15 protein-coding genes are annotated in these 14,987 nt (G+C 71.2%); 3 read left to right on the top strand and 12 right to left on the bottom strand.

Annotated elements, in window-relative coordinates; genetic code table 11:
* Positions 1 to 676: 676 nt before the first annotated feature.
* Complete coding sequence (gene trpS / locus ACIGDI_RS40765; RefSeq protein WP_399907554.1) at positions 677 to 1,726, top strand: tryptophan--tRNA ligase; 1,050 nt, start codon at positions 677 to 679, stop codon at positions 1,724 to 1,726.
* On the opposite strand, the gene ACIGDI_RS40760 is transcribed toward trpS, so the two are convergent.
* On the bottom strand, positions 1,642 to 2,679 hold the full coding sequence (locus ACIGDI_RS40760; RefSeq protein WP_399907552.1) for a GlxA family transcriptional regulator: 1,038 nt from the start codon (positions 2,677 to 2,679) through the stop codon (positions 1,642 to 1,644). The two genes, trpS and ACIGDI_RS40760, sit on opposite strands and share 85 nt — an antisense overlap.
* Before the next feature lie 75 nt (positions 2,680 to 2,754).
* Here ACIGDI_RS40760 and ACIGDI_RS40755 point away from each other — a divergent pair, with 75 nt between their 5' ends.
* The gene (locus ACIGDI_RS40755) at positions 2,755 to 3,342 is read left to right on the top strand and encodes a cysteine hydrolase family protein (RefSeq protein ID WP_399907551.1); all 588 of its coding nucleotides are present in this window, start codon (positions 2,755 to 2,757) and stop codon (positions 3,340 to 3,342) included.
* A 22-nt stretch (positions 3,343 to 3,364) separates the two neighbouring features.
* Here the strand turns inward: ACIGDI_RS40755 and proC are convergent, their stop codons facing one another.
* The 7 genes from proC to ACIGDI_RS40720 form a co-directional block, all read right to left on the bottom strand.
* Positions 3,365 to 4,177, bottom strand: a complete 813-nt coding sequence (gene proC / locus ACIGDI_RS40750; RefSeq protein ID WP_399907549.1) for a pyrroline-5-carboxylate reductase — start codon at positions 4,175 to 4,177, stop codon at positions 3,365 to 3,367.
* Positions 4,178 to 4,249: 72 nt separating this feature from the next.
* Positions 4,250 to 4,987, bottom strand: a complete 738-nt coding sequence (locus ACIGDI_RS40745; protein ID WP_058923970.1) for an ABC transporter permease — start codon at positions 4,985 to 4,987, stop codon at positions 4,250 to 4,252.
* Positions 4,984 to 5,796 carry an ABC transporter ATP-binding protein gene (locus ACIGDI_RS40740; RefSeq protein ID WP_399907547.1) on the bottom strand — a complete coding sequence of 271 codons (813 nt, stop codon included), beginning with the start codon at positions 5,794 to 5,796 and terminating at the stop codon, positions 4,984 to 4,986. The genes ACIGDI_RS40745 and ACIGDI_RS40740 overlap by 4 nt, the downstream gene beginning before the upstream one ends.
* 79 nt (positions 5,797 to 5,875) lie before the next feature.
* A complete protein-coding gene (locus ACIGDI_RS40735) occupies positions 5,876 to 6,649 on the bottom strand; it encodes a class I SAM-dependent methyltransferase (protein ID WP_399907545.1) in 774 nt (257 codons plus the stop codon).
* Positions 6,650 to 6,848: 199 nt separating this feature from the next.
* The gene (locus tag ACIGDI_RS40730) at positions 6,849 to 7,352 is read right to left on the bottom strand and encodes an EamA/RhaT family transporter (protein ID WP_200705972.1); all 504 of its coding nucleotides are present in this window, start codon (positions 7,350 to 7,352) and stop codon (positions 6,849 to 6,851) included.
* A 43-nt stretch (positions 7,353 to 7,395) separates the two neighbouring features.
* Entirely contained in the window at positions 7,396 to 7,683 is a 288-nt protein-coding gene (locus ACIGDI_RS40725; protein ID WP_272177578.1) for an SH3 domain-containing protein, read from the bottom strand.
* A gap of 85 nt (positions 7,684 to 7,768) precedes the next feature.
* Positions 7,769 to 8,092: an SH3 domain-containing protein gene (locus ACIGDI_RS40720; RefSeq protein WP_399907543.1), complete on the bottom strand. Its 324-nt coding sequence runs from the start codon at positions 8,090 to 8,092 to the stop codon at positions 7,769 to 7,771.
* Between the two features lie 182 nt (positions 8,093 to 8,274).
* Here ACIGDI_RS40720 and ACIGDI_RS40715 point away from each other — a divergent pair, with 182 nt between their 5' ends.
* Positions 8,275 to 10,380 carry a serine/threonine-protein kinase gene (locus tag ACIGDI_RS40715; protein ID WP_399907541.1) on the top strand — a complete coding sequence of 702 codons (2,106 nt, stop codon included), beginning with the start codon at positions 8,275 to 8,277 and terminating at the stop codon, positions 10,378 to 10,380.
* 66 nt (positions 10,381 to 10,446) lie between these two features.
* Here ACIGDI_RS40715 and ilvD read toward each other — a convergent pair whose 3' ends face one another.
* From ilvD to ACIGDI_RS40695, 4 genes are all read right to left on the bottom strand, one after another.
* Positions 10,447 to 12,300 (bottom strand): dihydroxy-acid dehydratase, encoded by a 1,854-nt coding sequence (ilvD, locus tag ACIGDI_RS40710; RefSeq protein ID WP_399907539.1) that lies wholly within the window; start codon positions 12,298 to 12,300, stop codon positions 10,447 to 10,449.
* A 174-nt stretch (positions 12,301 to 12,474) separates the two neighbouring features.
* Positions 12,475 to 13,086: a TetR family transcriptional regulator gene (locus ACIGDI_RS40705; RefSeq protein WP_399907537.1), complete on the bottom strand. Its 612-nt coding sequence runs from the start codon at positions 13,084 to 13,086 to the stop codon at positions 12,475 to 12,477.
* Positions 13,083 to 13,904, bottom strand: a complete 822-nt coding sequence (locus ACIGDI_RS40700; RefSeq protein WP_142154288.1) for a sugar phosphate isomerase/epimerase — start codon at positions 13,902 to 13,904, stop codon at positions 13,083 to 13,085. The genes ACIGDI_RS40705 and ACIGDI_RS40700 overlap by 4 nt, the downstream gene beginning before the upstream one ends.
* A gap of 121 nt (positions 13,905 to 14,025) precedes the next feature.
* On the bottom strand, positions 14,026 to 14,958 hold the full coding sequence (locus ACIGDI_RS40695; protein ID WP_399907535.1) for a Ppx/GppA family phosphatase: 933 nt from the start codon (positions 14,956 to 14,958) through the stop codon (positions 14,026 to 14,028).
* Positions 14,959 to 14,987: the final 29 nt, after the last annotated feature.

Here is a 14,987-nt window from a genome sequence, read left to right as displayed (position 1 = left end):
TGAGTTCTCAAGGAACGGTCGCTTCCTTTGTACTCACCCTCTCGGGCTTTCCTCCGGGCTTCCCTTCGGTCTTGCGTTTCCGACTCTATCAGATCCTTTTCCGATCCGATTTCCTCGGTGCTTTCCAGGTTCCCGCTTTTGTTTCGCGGTTTCCTTTCCGGCGTTTCCGACTCTATCAGATCCTTTCGGCGTCTGATTCCCAGTCAGAGGGGCTTGTCTTCCCGGCTGTTGGGCCGTTCCGACGAGTGAGACTTTAGCGGATTCCCGGCCCCCGCGCTAATCGGCGGCCTGCGTCCTTCGAACGCGGATTCCTCATTTCGCAAATACACATGCCAATAAAGCGACGGCAGCCTGATCGACAGCAGTCGAGTAGTGGTTGGTACCTGCGGAATGGCTGTCCGGGGACCGACCGGAGTCGGCTCTCACGTCGGACAACTCGAAGAACCCTACGGACCCGCCCGGGGCGTGTCAACTTGCGGACGGACGGCATCCCCGAGGCGTACGCTCGGTGCCATGACTACGCGTACGTGCACCCAGCAGTGGTGGGCCGCCTGACGGCGGCCGTACTCACGTATGCACAACGGCCGCCGCTTCGGCGGCCGTTCTCGTTTCTCCCTCCAGAGCTCCGGAGGGCCGGCCGCAGGGGCGGCGGCCCGACCGGAGAAGGAGTGGAGAGATGGCACGGGTCTTCAGCGGGATCCAACCGACCGGGCACCTGACCCTGGGGAACTACCTGGGGGCCATGCGGCGGTGGACCGAGGTCGATCAGCATCAGGCCGACGCACTGTTCTGCGTGGTCGATCTGCACGCGCTGACCATGGACCACGATCCGGCGCGGGTGCGCAGGCTCAGTCGGCAGGCCGCGACGCTGCTGCTGGCGTCGGGGCTGGATCCCGAGCTGTGCACGCTCTTCGTACAGAGTCATGTGGACGAGCACGCGCGGCTGTCGTACGTGCTGGAGTGCGTGGCGACCGACGGTGAGATGCGGCGGATGATCCAGTACAAGGAGAAGGCCGCGAAGGAGGCCGCCCGGGGCAGAAGCGTGCGGGTGTCGCTGCTGACGTATCCGGTGCTGATGGCGGCGGACATCCTCGCCTACGGGACGGACGACGTCCCGGTGGGTGAGGACCAGGCGCAGCACGTGGAGCTGGCGCGGGATCTGGCGGTGCGGTTCAACCAGCGGTACGGGCACACCTTCGCGGTGCCGCGGGCGACGCTGCCGGCGGTGGCCGCGCGGGTGATGAACCTGCAGGAGCCGACGCGGAAGATGGGGAAGTCGGACGAGTCGGGGCTGGGGGTCGTCTATCTGCTCGACGAGCCGGACGTCGTACGGAAGAAGGTCATGCGGGCCGTGACCGACAGCGGGCAGGAGGTCGTCTACGACCGGGAGGAGCGGCCGGGGCTCGCGAACCTGCTGGAGATCCTCGCCGCTTGTACGGGCGGGGACCCGGAGGCCCTGAGCGGGGCGTACGAGTCGTACGGCTCGTTGAAGAGGGACACCGCGGAGGCCGTGGTCGAGGTGTTGAGGCCCGTGCAGGACAGGCACCGGGAGCTGTGTGCCGATCCCGGATACGTGGAGGGGGTGCTGCGGGCCGGTGCCGGGCGGGCTCGGGCGATGGCCCGGCCGACCGTGGACGCCGCCTATCGCGCGATCGGGCTGCTGCCCGCCGTACCGGAGGCGGGCGCGGAGGCGGATGCCGGTGTGGTGCTGAACGCGGTGCGGTAGGCGCGCGGGCTGGTGGCGAGGCGCGACGCGAAGTGCTGGCGCATCGTGACCTCGCTGCCGAAGCCGGCGCGGCGGGCCACCTCGGGCATGGGCAGGTCGGTTCGTTCGAGGAGTTTCTGGGCGGCGGCGATGCGCTGGTCGAGGAGCCAGCGCAGCGGGGTCGTTCCGGTCTCCGCGGTGAAGTGGCGGGCGAAGCTGCGGGGGGACATGCCCGCGTGGGCGGCCAGGTCGGCGACCGTGAGCGGTTCGTGGAGGTGGCGCAGGGCGTGTTCGCGTACGGCGGCGAGGGTGTCGGCGTCGCGGTCCGCGCGGGGTGTGGGGTGCTCGATGAACTGCGCCTGGGTTCCGGTGCGGAAGGGGGCGGTGACCATCGAGCGGGCGATGGTGGCCGCCGCTTCGGCGCCGTGGGAGCGGCGTACGAGGTGCAGGCAGAGGTCGATTCCGGCCGCGGTGCCGGCGGCGGTCCAGATGTTGTCGTCCTCGATGAAGAGGGCGTCGGGGACGACGGTGACCTGGGGGTGGTGGGCGCGCAGGAGGTCGACGAGGTTCCAGTGGGTGATGGCGCGGCGGCCGTCGAGGAGTCCCGCCTGGGCGAGGGTGAAGGCTCCGCCGCAGAGGGCGGCGATGGTGGTGCCGCGGGCGTGGGCGTGGCGGAGGGCGTCGAGGACCGGGGCGGGTGCGGGGGTGAGGTGGTCGTCGAGGCCGGGGACGACGATCAGGTCGGCTCGGGGCAGCCAGTCGAGGGTGCGGTCGGGAAGGAGGGCCATGCCGCCGCGCATCGGGACGGGCGTGGTGCTGTCGGTGGCGACGCGGCGCAGGTCGAAGGCGGGGGCGCCGCGGTCGGTGCGGTCGGTTCCCCAGACCTCGGTGATGACGGAGACGTCGAAGGCGCGGATGCCGGGGAAGGCGAGGAGGGCGACGCGGTGGGCGGGGGCGTCCGGGGCACTGGCCATGCGTGGCAGTAAACCATCGATCGCTGTCTTTTCACCTGCTGGGGTGTGGGGAACGACGGCGGCAGGATCGTGGGCATGGAGATCGCGGAGAACGCAGCACTGGTGGTCGTGGACGTGCAGAAGGGCTTCGAGGAGGCCGACTTCTGGGGGCCTCGGAACAACCCGGAGGCCGATGACAACATCGCGGCGCTGATCGACGTATGGCAGTCGACGGGGCGGCCGGTGGTGTTCGTGCGGCACGACTCGTCGAAGCCGGAGTCGCCGCTGCGGCCCGGATACGAGGGCAACGAGCTGAAGGGGTACGTCGAGCGGAGGAGGGGGAAGGGGGCCGGGCCCGAGCTGTTCCTGACGAAGACCGTGAACTCGGCGTTTCTCGGGACGCCGGATCTGGGGGCCTGGCTGCGGGAGGCGGGGATCTCGCAGTTCGTGCTCGCCGGGATCCAGACGAACATGTGCGTGGAGACGACCGCTCGGATGGGCGGGAACCTCGGGTACGAGGTGGTGGTCGCGTACGACGCGACGTACACCTTCGATCTGGAGGGGCCGTTCGGCTGGCGGATGAGCGCGGACGAGGTCGCGCGGGCGTCCGCGGTGTCGCTGCACGGGGGCGGCTTCGCTCGGGTGGTGACCACCCAGGAGCTGGTGGACGCGGCTGACGCGTGAGCGCCGCCCCCGGCGGCGGGGGTCAGTCCTTCTTGCCGGTGGCGAGTTCGCGGCTGCGGTCGCGGGCGGCTTCGAGGGCCGCGATGAGGGCGGCGCGGACGCCGTGGTTCTCGAGTTCGCGGATGGCGTTGATGGTCGTGCCCGCGGGTGAGGTGACGTTCTCGCGGAGCTTGACCGGGTGTTCGCCGCTGTCGCGGAGCATGGTCGCGGCGCCGATCGCGGACTGGACGATCAGGTCGTGGGCCTTGTCGCGGGGCAGACCGAGCAGGATGCCGGCGTCCGTCATGGCTTCGACCAGGTAGAAGAAGTAGGCCGGGCCGGAGCCGGAGAGCGCGGTGCAGGCGTCCTGCTGGGACTCGGGGACGCGGAGGGTCTTGCCGACGGCGCCGAAGATCTCCTCGGCGTGGGCGAGGTGGGCGGCGGTGGCGTGGGTGCCGGCGGAGATGACGGACATGGCCTCGTCGACGAGGGCGGGGGTGTTCGTCATGACGCGGACGACGGGGGTTCCGGCGGCCAGGCGCTCCTCGAAGAAGGAGGTGGGGATGCCGGCGGCCCCGCTGATGATCAGGCGGTCGGCGGGGACGTGCGGGGCGAGTTCGTCCAGGAGGGTGCCCATGTCCTGCGGCTTGACGGTGAGGATCAGGGTGTCGGCGGTCTTGGCGGCTTCCGGGTTGGTGACCGGGGTGACTCCGTAGCGGGTGCGGAGTTCTTCGGCCCGCTCCGGGCGGCGGGCGGTGACCAGGAGGTCGGCCGGGGCCCAGCCGCCGCGGATCATTCCGCTGAGCAGAGCTTCGCCGATCTTGCCGGTGCCGAGGACTGCGACTTTCTGGCTCATGGGGTCATCCTCGCACCGGCGGTGCGGGGCCGGGGCGGCTGTCCGGCTGGCGAAACACCATCCCGCGCCCCGTTATGCCGTGCGCCTCCTGAGGGTGGCCGCGCCGAGGCCCAGGACGAGCAGGGCGCATCCGGCGACGATGAGGGCGTCGCGTACGAAGGCGGTCGTCATGTCGGTGTGCCTGAGGACCTCGTTCATGCCGTCGACGGCGTAGGACATGGGCAGGACGTTCGAGATGCCCTCCAGAACGGGCTGCATTTTCTCGCGCGGGGTGAGCAGGCCGCAGAGGACGAGCTGGGGGAAGATCACGGCCGGCATGAACTGGACGGCCTGGAACTCGGAGGCGGCGAAGGCCGAGACGAACAGGCCGAGTGCGGTGCCGAGGAGGGCGTCGAGGAGGGCCACCAGGAGCAGCAGCCAGGGCGAGCCGATGACGTCCAGGCCGAGGAACCACAGGGCCAGGCCGGTGGCGATGGCGGACTGGACGATGGCGAGGGCGCCGAAGGCGAGGGCGTAGCCGGCGATCAGGTCGCCCTTGGCCAGGGGCATCGCCAGGAGGCGTTCGAGGGTGCCGGAGGTGCGTTCGCGCAGGGTGGCGATGGACGTCACCAGGAACATGGTGATCAGCGGGAAGATGCCGAGCAGCGAGGCGCCGATGTTGTCGAAGACCTGTGGGCTGCCGTCGTAGACGAAGCGGAGCAGGAACAGCATCAGGCAGGGGACCACGAGGAGCAGGGCGATGGTCCGGGGGTCGTGGCGCAGCTGGCGCAGGACGCGGGCGGCCGTGGCGAGGGTGCGGGAGGCGTTCATCGGACGGCCTCCTTGCGGGGGCCGGTCGCGGCCGCCTGGTCGACGAGGTGGAGGAAGGCGGCTTCGACGGTGTCGGTACGGGTGCTGCTGCGCAGGGCCTCGGGGGTGTCGTCGGCGAGGATCTCGCCGTCGCGCATCAGCAGCAGGCGGTGGCAGCGCTCGGCCTCGTCCATGACGTGGGAGGAGACGAGGAGGGTGGCGCCACGCTCGTCGGCGATGCGGTGGAAGAGGTTCCACAGGTCGCGGCGCAGCACCGGGTCGAGGCCGACGGTCGGTTCGTCGAGGACCAGGAGTTGCGGGGTGCCGAGCAGGGCGACGGCGAGGGAGACGCGGCTGCGCTGGCCGCCGGAGAGGTTGCCCGCGAGGGCGTCGGCGTGCGAGGTGAGGTCGACGTCGGCGATGGCGCGGGTGACGTTGTCGTGGCGGCGCTCGGCGGCGGCGCGGCCGGGGTCGAGGATCGCCGCGAAGTAGTGGAGGTTCTGCCGGATGGTCAGGTCGTCGTAGACGGACGGGTTCTGGGTGACGTAGCCGATGCGGGAGCGGAGGGCGGCGTCGCCCGCGGGTCGGCCGAGGACTTCCAGGGTGCCGGTGACCTTGGCCTGGGTGCCGACGATCGAGCGCATCAGGGTGGTCTTGCCGCAGCCGGAGGGACCGAGCAGGCCGGTGATCTGGCCGTGCGGCACGGTGAAGCGGAGATCGCGGAGGACCTGACGGCCGCCCCGGACGACGTTCAGGGCTTCGGCCCGGACGGCCGGTTCCTCCGGGGCCGGCTCCGGGGGGTCGGTGCGCGTGGACTCGTAATTCATCATGTGCTGAATAATCCTCTCGGCCGCGTTCCGGCGTCAAGGGCTGAAAGGCCCACGGCCCGTGAGGACGTGGTTCCCGGGGTCAGGGAGTGGCGACGATCAGCAGGACGTCGTACGTCTCCTCGACCGTCCCGTCGGGGAAGGACCGCAGCAGGTGCTCGCGCTCCTCGGCGAGGAAGGCGGCCGTCGCCTCCGCGCCCTGCACCAGGAAGATCGAGTGACTGCCGATGTTGGACAGATGGGTGTCGACGGAGACCGTGCGGCTCCAGCGCACGACGCGGTGGGTGTGGGCGGGGATGTCGTGGACGCCCTCGAAGGCGAGCGCCGTGCGGACGGTGTCCTCTCCCTGCTTGTTGCCGTACTCGCCGCGGAAGTGGCGCCGGATGCGGTCGCCCTGCTCGGCGATCCACGGGACGTCGAACGCGTCCCGGTTCCACCACATCGCCAGCGCCCCGCCGGGCCGCAGCACGCGCCGCGCCTCGGCCAGCGAGCGGGCCGGCCGCGTCCAGTGCCATGCCTGGGCGTAGGTGACGAAGTCGACCGAGCCGTCCGCCAGCGGGAGGGCGTCGCCGTCGCCGAGGACGAGCGGTACGCCGGGCAGGGCGCGACGGAACTCGGCCGCCATCCCCTCGCCGGGCTCCACCGCGATCACCTCGGCGCCGCGGGCCCGCAGCAGGCCGGTGGCGATACCGGTCCCGGCACCCACGTCCGCGACCCGGGCGCCCCCGAGGGAGCGGCCTGCCAGGTCTTCGATCGCGTCGAAGAGGGCGGGTGGGTAGGAGGGGCGGTTGGCTGCGTACTGGGCCGCGGCGGCGTCGAAGGAGCGGGCACGGGTGGTGCGGGAGGGAGCCGTCATACGGCCATGGTGGCCCTGGTGGGCCGCGGGGGCGTCGGGTTCGGGGTGTCAGGGTTTTGCGGCGGCGGGGCCTTGAGGCGGCTAGGGCTTGCGGCGGCGGGGGCTTGCGGTGTCCGCGGCTTGCGGTGGAGGGGCCTTGAGGCGGCCGGGGCTTGCGGCGCCGGGGCTTGCGGCGCCGGGGCTTGCGGCGCCGGGGTCGTCAGGAGCGGCGGCGCTTCTTGGAGGGGTTGCCGGTGCGGCGGGTGCCGCGCTTGGCGTGCCGCTCGCGTGCCGCCTCGTACTCCTGCCGGTGGAGTTTCTCGCCGGGGGCCTCGGTGAGCGAGCGGAAGAAGTAGGCGAGGAGCGAGCCGACGAAGCCGATGGCCAGCAGGCCACGCAGGGAGGCCTGGCGGTCGGGGTCGGGGCGACGGGAGAAGGAGTCCCAGGTGTTGCGGAAGGCCAGCGCGCTGCACACGGCGAACATGACGACGACCAGGACGGTCACGAACGCGCCGGTGTCGGCGATCTGCAGGCCCTGGTAGGCGAAGCGCAGGACCAGGCAGGAGGCGATGGCGGCGACGAGTGAGCCGACGGCCACGGCGGCGCGGCGCAGGGGGTAGCCGTTGTCGTGGTCCACCCAGGTGGTGCCGAAGAAGCGGAGGGGCTCGGGCCGAGGGCCTCCGGTGGAGCCCGCCTTGTCCTGGGTGCCGGGTTCGTCGCTCACGGGACGATTATGGCGGTGGGGCGGGGGCGGGCTCCGGCCGGGCCTAGGAGCAGCGCGGTGCCACGTACCCGTCGCTGCCTGTGTTCACGTAGGTGTCCGAGATGTACTCGCCGCTGTCGATGTTGTCCCAGATGTCGGACGTGCCGTAGTAGCCCGAGACCGTGGTTCCGGGCCGCTGGCAGAAGATCGGGACCGAGGCGCCCACGGGCAGGACGCGGACGATGGAGTAGCCGGTGCCCGGGCCGCTGCGGACGTTGACCCGGGTGTCCGGTGCGATCGGGTAGTACCGCACGGTGGCCGCCGCCGGGGTGGCCACCGCTCCCATCGTCATGAGCAGAGCTCCGGTGGCTGCCGTGAGCAGGACGGATCTACGGCTCTTGGAGATCATGGACGTCCTCAGGATCGGTGGGGTTCGGTCAGGAACCGCAGCGGGGGCGGATGTAACCGTCGCTGCCCGTGAGCACATAGGCGTCCGAGATGAACTCGTCGCTTCCGATGCAGTCCCAGATGCTGCTCGTGCCGTACGGGCCGGCGACGGTCGTACCGGGCGACTGGCAGAGGATGGCGACGCGCGAACCCTCGGGCAGGACACGGACGATGGGGTAGCCGGTGCCCGGGCCGCTGCGGACGTTGAGGCGCACACCCGGCGCGATCGCGTACGTCGTGGATGCCGCCGCGGCCATCGTCGAGACGGCCTCTTCCCCGCCGCCCTCGATCTCTTCCACGTGCTCAACAGACATGAAAAACCTCCCCCGTTGCTCCCCATGACATCCATGGGGCCCCATTGATTCCCCTGAATCGCGCCATGAAACACACGTACGCGATTCGCACGCGGAAGCTAGCACGCCGCCTCTGTCTCGTACGAGCCATCGACTAGGCTCCGTGCGTCGCGCGCGCGGACGTACAGCACGGGGGTGGTTCCATGGCGCCACAGCACGACACCGGAGCGGGCGCGGAAGCGGAACTTCCCGAATACGCCGGTCACTACCGCCTTGAGTCCTGCCTCGGCTCGGGCGGTATGGGTGTGGTGCACCTGGCGCGGAGCACCTCCGGCATGAAGCTGGCGGTGAAGGTCGTCCATGCCGAGTTCGCCAAGGACCCCGAGTTCAGGGGGCGGTTCCGGCAGGAGGTGGCCGCGGCTCGGCGAGTCAGCGGGGCTTTCACCGCGCCTGTGGTCGACGCGGATCCGGAGGCCGAACGGCCCTGGATGGCCACGCTGTTCATCCCCGGGTCCACGCTCTCCGATCATGTGAAGCGGAACGGGCCGATGGACGCCGCCCAGTTGCGCCGGCTGATGGCGGGGCTGGCCGAGGCGCTGCGCGACATCCACCGGGTGGGCGTCGTGCACCGGGACCTGAAGCCCAGCAATGTGCTGCTCGCCGACGACGGGCCGAAGGTCATCGACTTCGGCATTTCTCGGCCAAAGGACAGCGAACTGCGGACCGAGACGGGGAAGTTGATCGGGACGCCGCCGTTCATGGCGCCCGAGCAGTTCCGGCGTCCGCGGGAGGTGGGTCCGGCGGCGGACGTCTTCGCGCTGGGGTCGGTGATGGTGCACGCGGCGACGGGGCGCGGGCCGTTCGACTCCGACAGCCCGTACATCGTCGCCTACCAGGTGGTGCACGACGAGCCCGACCTGGCCGGCGTACCGGCGAATCTCGCGCCGCTGGTGCTGCGGTGCCTCGCCAAGGAACCCGAGGACCGGCCCACACCCGACGAGTTGATGCGGGAACTGCGGTCGGTGGCGGCCTCGTACGACACCCAGGCGTTCATACCGGCGCAGCGGTCGACGGAGCCGTCGCCGCCCGCACGGGATGCGGAGGAGCGGCAAGCGGTACCGATGCACGGACGCCGTCGCAGGCGGGCCGTCCTCGTGGGCCTGGCGCTGGCGCTCGTCGTCGGCGGCGGACTCGCCTGGACGCAGATGCCGGACGGCGGCAAGGCCGCCGCGCACCGGACAGCCGCCGCCGCGCCGTCCGCCTCCCCGGAGTTCAAGTCCTGGGCGACGAAGCCGGCCCGTAAGGCGAGCGGAGTGCCCAAGTGCACCTTCGGCATGCGGAAACTGCTGTGCGTCCAGCACGGACTCGTCTCCGCTCTCGGTCCGGCCGACGGACGGGTGCTGTGGCGGCGCAGCCTGCCCCTGGGCGGCGTCTCCCTGCCGGCACCGGTCGTCTCGGGCGGGCTGGTGCACGTGCTGGCCGGCGGCGGAAAGCGGGTGGAGGCGCTCGATCCGTCGTCCGGCAGGACGCGGTGGAGCCTGGACGTCTCGGCCTACCGCGGCATTCGCTACGCGGGCGGCGTGCTGCTGTTGAGCGGCGCCGACGGCAAGGTGACCGGCGTGGACAGCGCCTCGGGGGCGACGCGGTGGAGCCGACGGATACCCGGGCTGCGCGAGCCGTACTTCGTTTCGTTCCCCGGCAGCCCGCTGGCCATCGCCACGACAGTGACCGAGGACGGGACGAGGACCACCGTCACCGCGGTCGACGCCGCGACGGGGGACGTCCGCTGGGACGCGCTGCTCGACGGCAGCCTGACCCCTGTCGGCGTCACGGGAGGCAGCGTCGTGTTCCTGTCCGTCGACCGGGTGAGCGCCGCGTCGGACACGGTCGTCCGCTACAACCCGGAGACGAAGGCGTCCCGTCGGGTGGCGCTGAGGGTTCCGCTCGGGCAGGCGGGGGCCGTCGTACACAAGCATCTGGTCTACGTCCTGGGCACCGGGGGCTCCCTGACGGTCGTCGACACCGCCGCCGGCAAGCAGCTGTGGTCTCTCGAAACCGCCGTGAGCCGGGGATCGGCACCGGTCACCGACGGCCGACAGGTCTACTTCACCGCCGCCGACGGGCGGCTGCTCGCCGTGGACGCCGCCAAGGGACGGCTCCTCGGGCAGACCTCACCGCGGCTCGGCACGGACACGGCCGCCTTCACGGCCACCTTGCCCACCCCCCAACTCTCCGGCCCCCACGTCTACGCCTCCGCCCCCGACGGCACCGTCTTCTCCGTCGACTCCCGTACGCCCGCCGCCTGGTAGCCCGGCCGCGCCGGAATGCGAAAGGGCCGCCCCCGCAATGGAGGCGGCCCCGTGCTCAGGGCGGCGTCAGCCCAGCTTCGACACGTCCCGCACCGCGCCCTTGTCCGCGCTGGTCGCCATCGCCGCGTAGGCCCGCAGCGCTGCCGACACCTTGCGCTCGCGCGACTTGGGCGCGTATGTGCCGCCCAGGGCCGCGTCCCGGCGCGCGAGTTCGGCCTCGTCGACCAGGAGCTCGATCGTGCGGTTCGGGATGTCGATGCGGATGCGGTCGCCGTCCTCGACGAGCGCGATCGTGCCGCCGGACGCGGCCTCCGGGGAGGCGTGGCCGATGGACAGGCCGGACGTGCCGCCGGAGAAGCGGCCGTCGGTGACCAGGGCGCAGGTCTTGCCGAGGCCGCGGCCCTTGAGGAACGACGTCGGGTAGAGCATCTCCTGCATGCCGGGGCCGCCCTTGGGGCCCTCGTAGCGGATGACGACCACGTCGCCGTGGGTGATCTGCTTGTTGAGGATCTTCTCGACGGCCTCCTCCTGCGACTCGCAGACGACCGCCGGGCCCTCGAAGGTCCAGATCGACTCGTCGACGCCGGCCGTCTTGACCACGCAGCCGTCCACCGCGAGGTTGCCCTTGAGGACCGCCAGGCCGCCGTCCTTGGAGTACGCGTGCTCGGCGGAGCGGATGCAGCCCTCCGCCGCGTCCTCGTCCAGCGCCTCCCAGCGCTCGGACTGCGAGAAGGCCTCCGCGGAGCGGACGCAGCCGGGGGCCGCGTGCCACAGTTCCACCGCCTCGGGGGACGGGGAGCCGCCGCGCACGTCCCAGGTCTTCAGCCAGTCGCCCAGGGACGGGCTGTGGACCGAGTGGACGTCCTCGTTGAGCAGGCCGGCGCGGTGCAGTTCGCCGAGCAGGGCCGGGATGCCGCCCGCGCGGTGCACGTCCTCCATGTAGTACGTGCGGTTCTTCGCGACGTTCGGGGCGACCTTGGCGAGGCAGGGCACGCGGCGCGAGACCTCGTTGATCTCCTCCAGGCCGAACGGGACGCCCGCCTCCTGGGCCGCGGCCAGCAGGTGCAGGATCGTGTTGGTCGAACCGCCCATCGCGATGTCCAGGGCCATCGCGTTCTCGAAGGCGGAAAAGGTCGCGATCGAGCGGGGCAGGACCGTGTCGTCGTCCTGCTCGTAGTAGCGCCGGGTGATGTCCATGACCGTCCGCGCGGCGGAGACGTAGAGCTGCTTGCGCGCGGTGTGGGTGGCCAGGACCGAGCCGTTGCCGGGCAGGGAGAGGCCGATGGCCTCCGTCAGGCAGTTCATCGAGTTGGCGGTGAACATGCCGGAACAGCTGCCGCAGGTCGGACAGGCGTTCTCCTCGATACGGAGGATGTCCTCGTCCGAGATCTTGTCGTTCACGGCGTCGGAGATCGCGTCGACCAGGTCGAGGGTGCGGACCGTGCCGTCGACGAGGGTCGCGCGGCCGGCCTCCATGGGGCCGCCGGAGACGAACACCGTCGGGATGTTCAGGCGCAGGGCCGCGTTCAGCATGCCCGGCGTGATCTTGTCGCAGTTGGAGATGCAGACCAGGGCGTCGGCGCAGTGCGCCTCGACCATGTACTCGACCGAGTCCGCGATCAGGTCGCGGGACGGGAGGGAGTACAGCATGCCGCCGTGGCCCATCGCGATGCCGTCGTCCACGGCGATCGTGTTGAACTCGCGCGGGATGCCTCCCGCTTCGACGATCGCCTCGCTGACGATCCGGCCGACCGGCTGCAGGTGCGTGTGGCCCGGCACGAACTCCGTGAAGGAGTTGGCGACGGCGATGATCGGCTTCCGCCCGATGTCCGCGCCGGGTACACCGGAGGCGCGCATAAGGGCGCGTGCGCCCGCCATGTTGCGGCCGTGGGTGACTGTGCGGGACCTCAGCTCGGGCATCGTCGCTCGCTCCTTCAGACAGATAGGGCTGCTGACGAGACTACGCCGGTCATCCAGGGGTCGGGACGCGGTGTCCGGAATGCGGGACGATCGTCTCGTACGGCCGTGCCGTCGTCGTAGGGACTCGGCAGCGGTAGCGCTCAGCAGCCGGTAGCGCTCAGCAGCCGGTTGCGCTCAGCGCCCGGTGAGATGCCCCTGCACCACCGGCGCCACCCGGGCGATCACCTGCTCGATGTCCGCCGAGGCCAGCGGCTCCAGCTTGATCACGTACCGCATCATGGCGCACCCCACCAGCTGCGCGGCCGCCAGCTCGGCGCGCAGCTCCGCGTCCGGCGCGTCCAGCTGAGCGGCGACGCGGCGCATCAGCTGGGAGGCGATCAGACGTCGGAAGACGGTGGCGGCGGTCTCGTTGTTGACGGCGGAACGCAGGATCGCCAGCAGGGGCGTACGAGTGGCGGGGTTCTCCCAGACGCCGAAGACGAAGCGGGTCAGCCGCTCGCCGACGCCGTCCAGCGGACCGTCGGCGATCGCCTCCGGCGCGTTCAGCGCGGGCGCGAAGGCGACCTCGATGGCTGCCGCGAAGATCTGTTCCTTGGTGCCGAAGTAGTGGTGCACCAGCGCCGGGTCCACGCCGGCCGTCTTCGCGATGCCCCGTACGGACGTCTTGTCGTATCCGCGTTCGGAGAACTCCTCGCGGGCCACGGTCAGGATGCGGTCGCGGGTGCCGGCGGACTCCGTACGGGTACGCCGGCCCCGGCGCCGGGAGGTGACCTCGGGCCCGGTCACGGCCGGGGCACCCGCACCGCGGACGCGAGGTGCAGGCGGGTGAAGGCCAGGGCCTCCGCCAGGTCGGCCTCGCGCTCGGCGCCGGACATCGCACGGCGGGTGTTGACCTCGATGACGACATGGCCGTCGAAGCCGGTCCGGGCGAGACGTTCCAGCAGCTCGGCGCAGGGCTGGGAGCCGCGGCCGGGCACGAGGTGCTCGTCCTTCGCCGACCCCTTGCCGTCCGCGAGGTGCACATGGCCGAGACGGTCGCCCATGCGGTCGACCATCTGCAGCGCGTCGGAGCGGGCCGTGGCGCTGTGGCTGAGGTCGATCGTGAAGTGGCGGTAGTCCTCCTTGGTCACGTCCCAGTCGGGGGCGTACGCCAGCATCTCGCGGTCGCGGTAGCGCCAGGGGTACATGTTCTCGACGGCGAACCGCACGTCCGTCTCGTTCGCCATGCGCCAGATGCCGGTGACGAAGTCACGGGCGTACTGGCGCTGCCAGCGGAAGGGCGGGTGGACGACGACCGTGCTCGCGCCCAGCTTCTCCGCCGCCGCCTGGGCGCGCTGGAGCTTGACCCAGGGGTCGGTGGACCAGACGCGCTGCGTGATGAGCAGACAGGGGGCGTGTACCGCCAGAATCGGGATCTGGTGGTAGTCGCTGAGTCTGCGCAGCGCCTCCATGTCCTGGCTGACCGGGTCGGTCCAGACCATGACCTCGACACCGTCGTACCCGAGGCGCGCGGCGATCTCGAAGGCCGTCGCCGTGGACTCCGGGTACACGGAGGCCGTGGAGAGCGCGACCTTCGCATCCGGGATGCACACTGGCTCCGCCATGCCGACAGATTACGGGGTGCGGTGGGCGGGGTGCGGGGCCCCTATTCGCCGTTGTGGGATTCACCACGGGCGTGTGCGGGTGTTTTGTGGCGTGTCGCACGTTTCCCCGCGCCCCCGGTCGCTACGCCGACCCCATGTGATCGAGTCGGCGCAGGATCACGCCCTCGCGAAGCGCCCATGGGCAGATCTCCAGGCTGTCCACGCCGAACAGGTCCATCGCACCCTCGGCGACCAGGGCGCCCGCGAGCAGCTGGCCCGCCCGGCCCTCCGAGACGCCGGGCAGTTCGGCCCGCCGGGCCGTCGTCATTTCGGCCAGTTTCGGGACCCAGGCCTCCAGGGACTCCCGCTTCAGTTCACGCTGGACGTACAGGCCCTCCGCCGACCTGGCCGCGCCCGCGAGCCGGGCGAGCTGCTTGAAGGTCTTCGACGTCCCCACGACGTGGTCGGGGGTGCCGAGGCGGCTGAACTCGCCGACGGTACGGGCGATCTGGGCGCGCACATGGCGGCGCAGGGCCCTTATCGGCTCCGGGCCGGGCGGGTCGCCGGGCAGCCAGGCCGCGGTGAGACGGCCGGCGCCCAGGGGGAGGGAGACGGCGGCGTCCGGTTCCTCGTCCATGCCGTAGGCGATCTCCAGGGAGCCGCCGCCGATGTCGAGGACGAGCAGCTTGCCCGCGGACCAGCCGAACCAGCGCCGGGCGGCGAGGAAGGTGAGCCGGGCCTCCTCCGCGCCGGTGAGGACCTGCAGCTCGACGCCGGTCTCGTCCTTCACGCGCGCGAGGACGTCGTCGGCGTTGTCGGCCTCGCGGACGGCGGAGGTCGCGAAGGGGAGGACGTCCTCGACGCCCTTGTCCTCGGCGGCCTGAAGGCACTCGTGGATCACGGCGACCAGCTTCTCGACGCCCTCGGGGCCGATCGCTCCGCTGTCGTCGAGGAGTTGGGCAAGGCGCAGCTCCGCCTTGTGCGAGTGCGCGGGCAGGGGGCACGCGCCGGGGTGTGCATCCACCACCAGCAGATGCACCGTGTTCGAACCCACGTCGAGGACACCGAGTCTCATGTACGGAACGCTACTGCCCGCTGGGCCGT

The organism is Streptomyces sp. NPDC085900, from assembly GCF_044540925.1.
GTDB lineage: Bacteria > Actinomycetota > Actinomycetes > Streptomycetales > Streptomycetaceae > Streptomyces > Streptomyces gilvifuscus.
Note: the sequence above shows the minus strand (reverse complement) of the source record. Positions and strands in the feature narration are given on the sequence as shown.

Coding starts and splice junctions, on each gene's coding strand:
- trpS (WP_399907554.1), top strand. CDS start 677: ATGGCACGGGTCTTCAGCGGGATCCAACCGACCGGGCACCTGACCCTG.
- ACIGDI_RS40760 (WP_399907552.1), bottom strand. CDS start 2,679: ATGGCCAGTGCCCCGGACGCCCCCGCCCACCGCGTCGCCCTCCTCGCC.
- ACIGDI_RS40755 (WP_399907551.1), top strand. CDS start 2,755: ATGGAGATCGCGGAGAACGCAGCACTGGTGGTCGTGGACGTGCAGAAG.
- proC (WP_399907549.1), bottom strand. CDS start 4,177: ATGAGCCAGAAAGTCGCAGTCCTCGGCACCGGCAAGATCGGCGAAGCT.
- ACIGDI_RS40745 (WP_058923970.1), bottom strand. CDS start 4,987: ATGAACGCCTCCCGCACCCTCGCCACGGCCGCCCGCGTCCTGCGCCAG.
- ACIGDI_RS40740 (WP_399907547.1), bottom strand. CDS start 5,796: ATGATGAATTACGAGTCCACGCGCACCGACCCCCCGGAGCCGGCCCCG.
- ACIGDI_RS40735 (WP_399907545.1), bottom strand. CDS start 6,649: ATGACGGCTCCCTCCCGCACCACCCGTGCCCGCTCCTTCGACGCCGCC.
- ACIGDI_RS40725 (WP_272177578.1), bottom strand. CDS start 7,683: ATGACGATGGGAGCGGTGGCCACCCCGGCGGCGGCCACCGTGCGGTAC.
- ACIGDI_RS40720 (WP_399907543.1), bottom strand. CDS start 8,092: ATGTCTGTTGAGCACGTGGAAGAGATCGAGGGCGGCGGGGAAGAGGCC.
- ACIGDI_RS40715 (WP_399907541.1), top strand. CDS start 8,275: ATGGCGCCACAGCACGACACCGGAGCGGGCGCGGAAGCGGAACTTCCC.
- ilvD (WP_399907539.1), bottom strand. CDS start 12,300: ATGCCCGAGCTGAGGTCCCGCACAGTCACCCACGGCCGCAACATGGCG.
- ACIGDI_RS40700 (WP_142154288.1), bottom strand. CDS start 13,904: ATGGCGGAGCCAGTGTGCATCCCGGATGCGAAGGTCGCGCTCTCCACG.
- ACIGDI_RS40695 (WP_399907535.1), bottom strand. CDS start 14,958: ATGAGACTCGGTGTCCTCGACGTGGGTTCGAACACGGTGCATCTGCTG.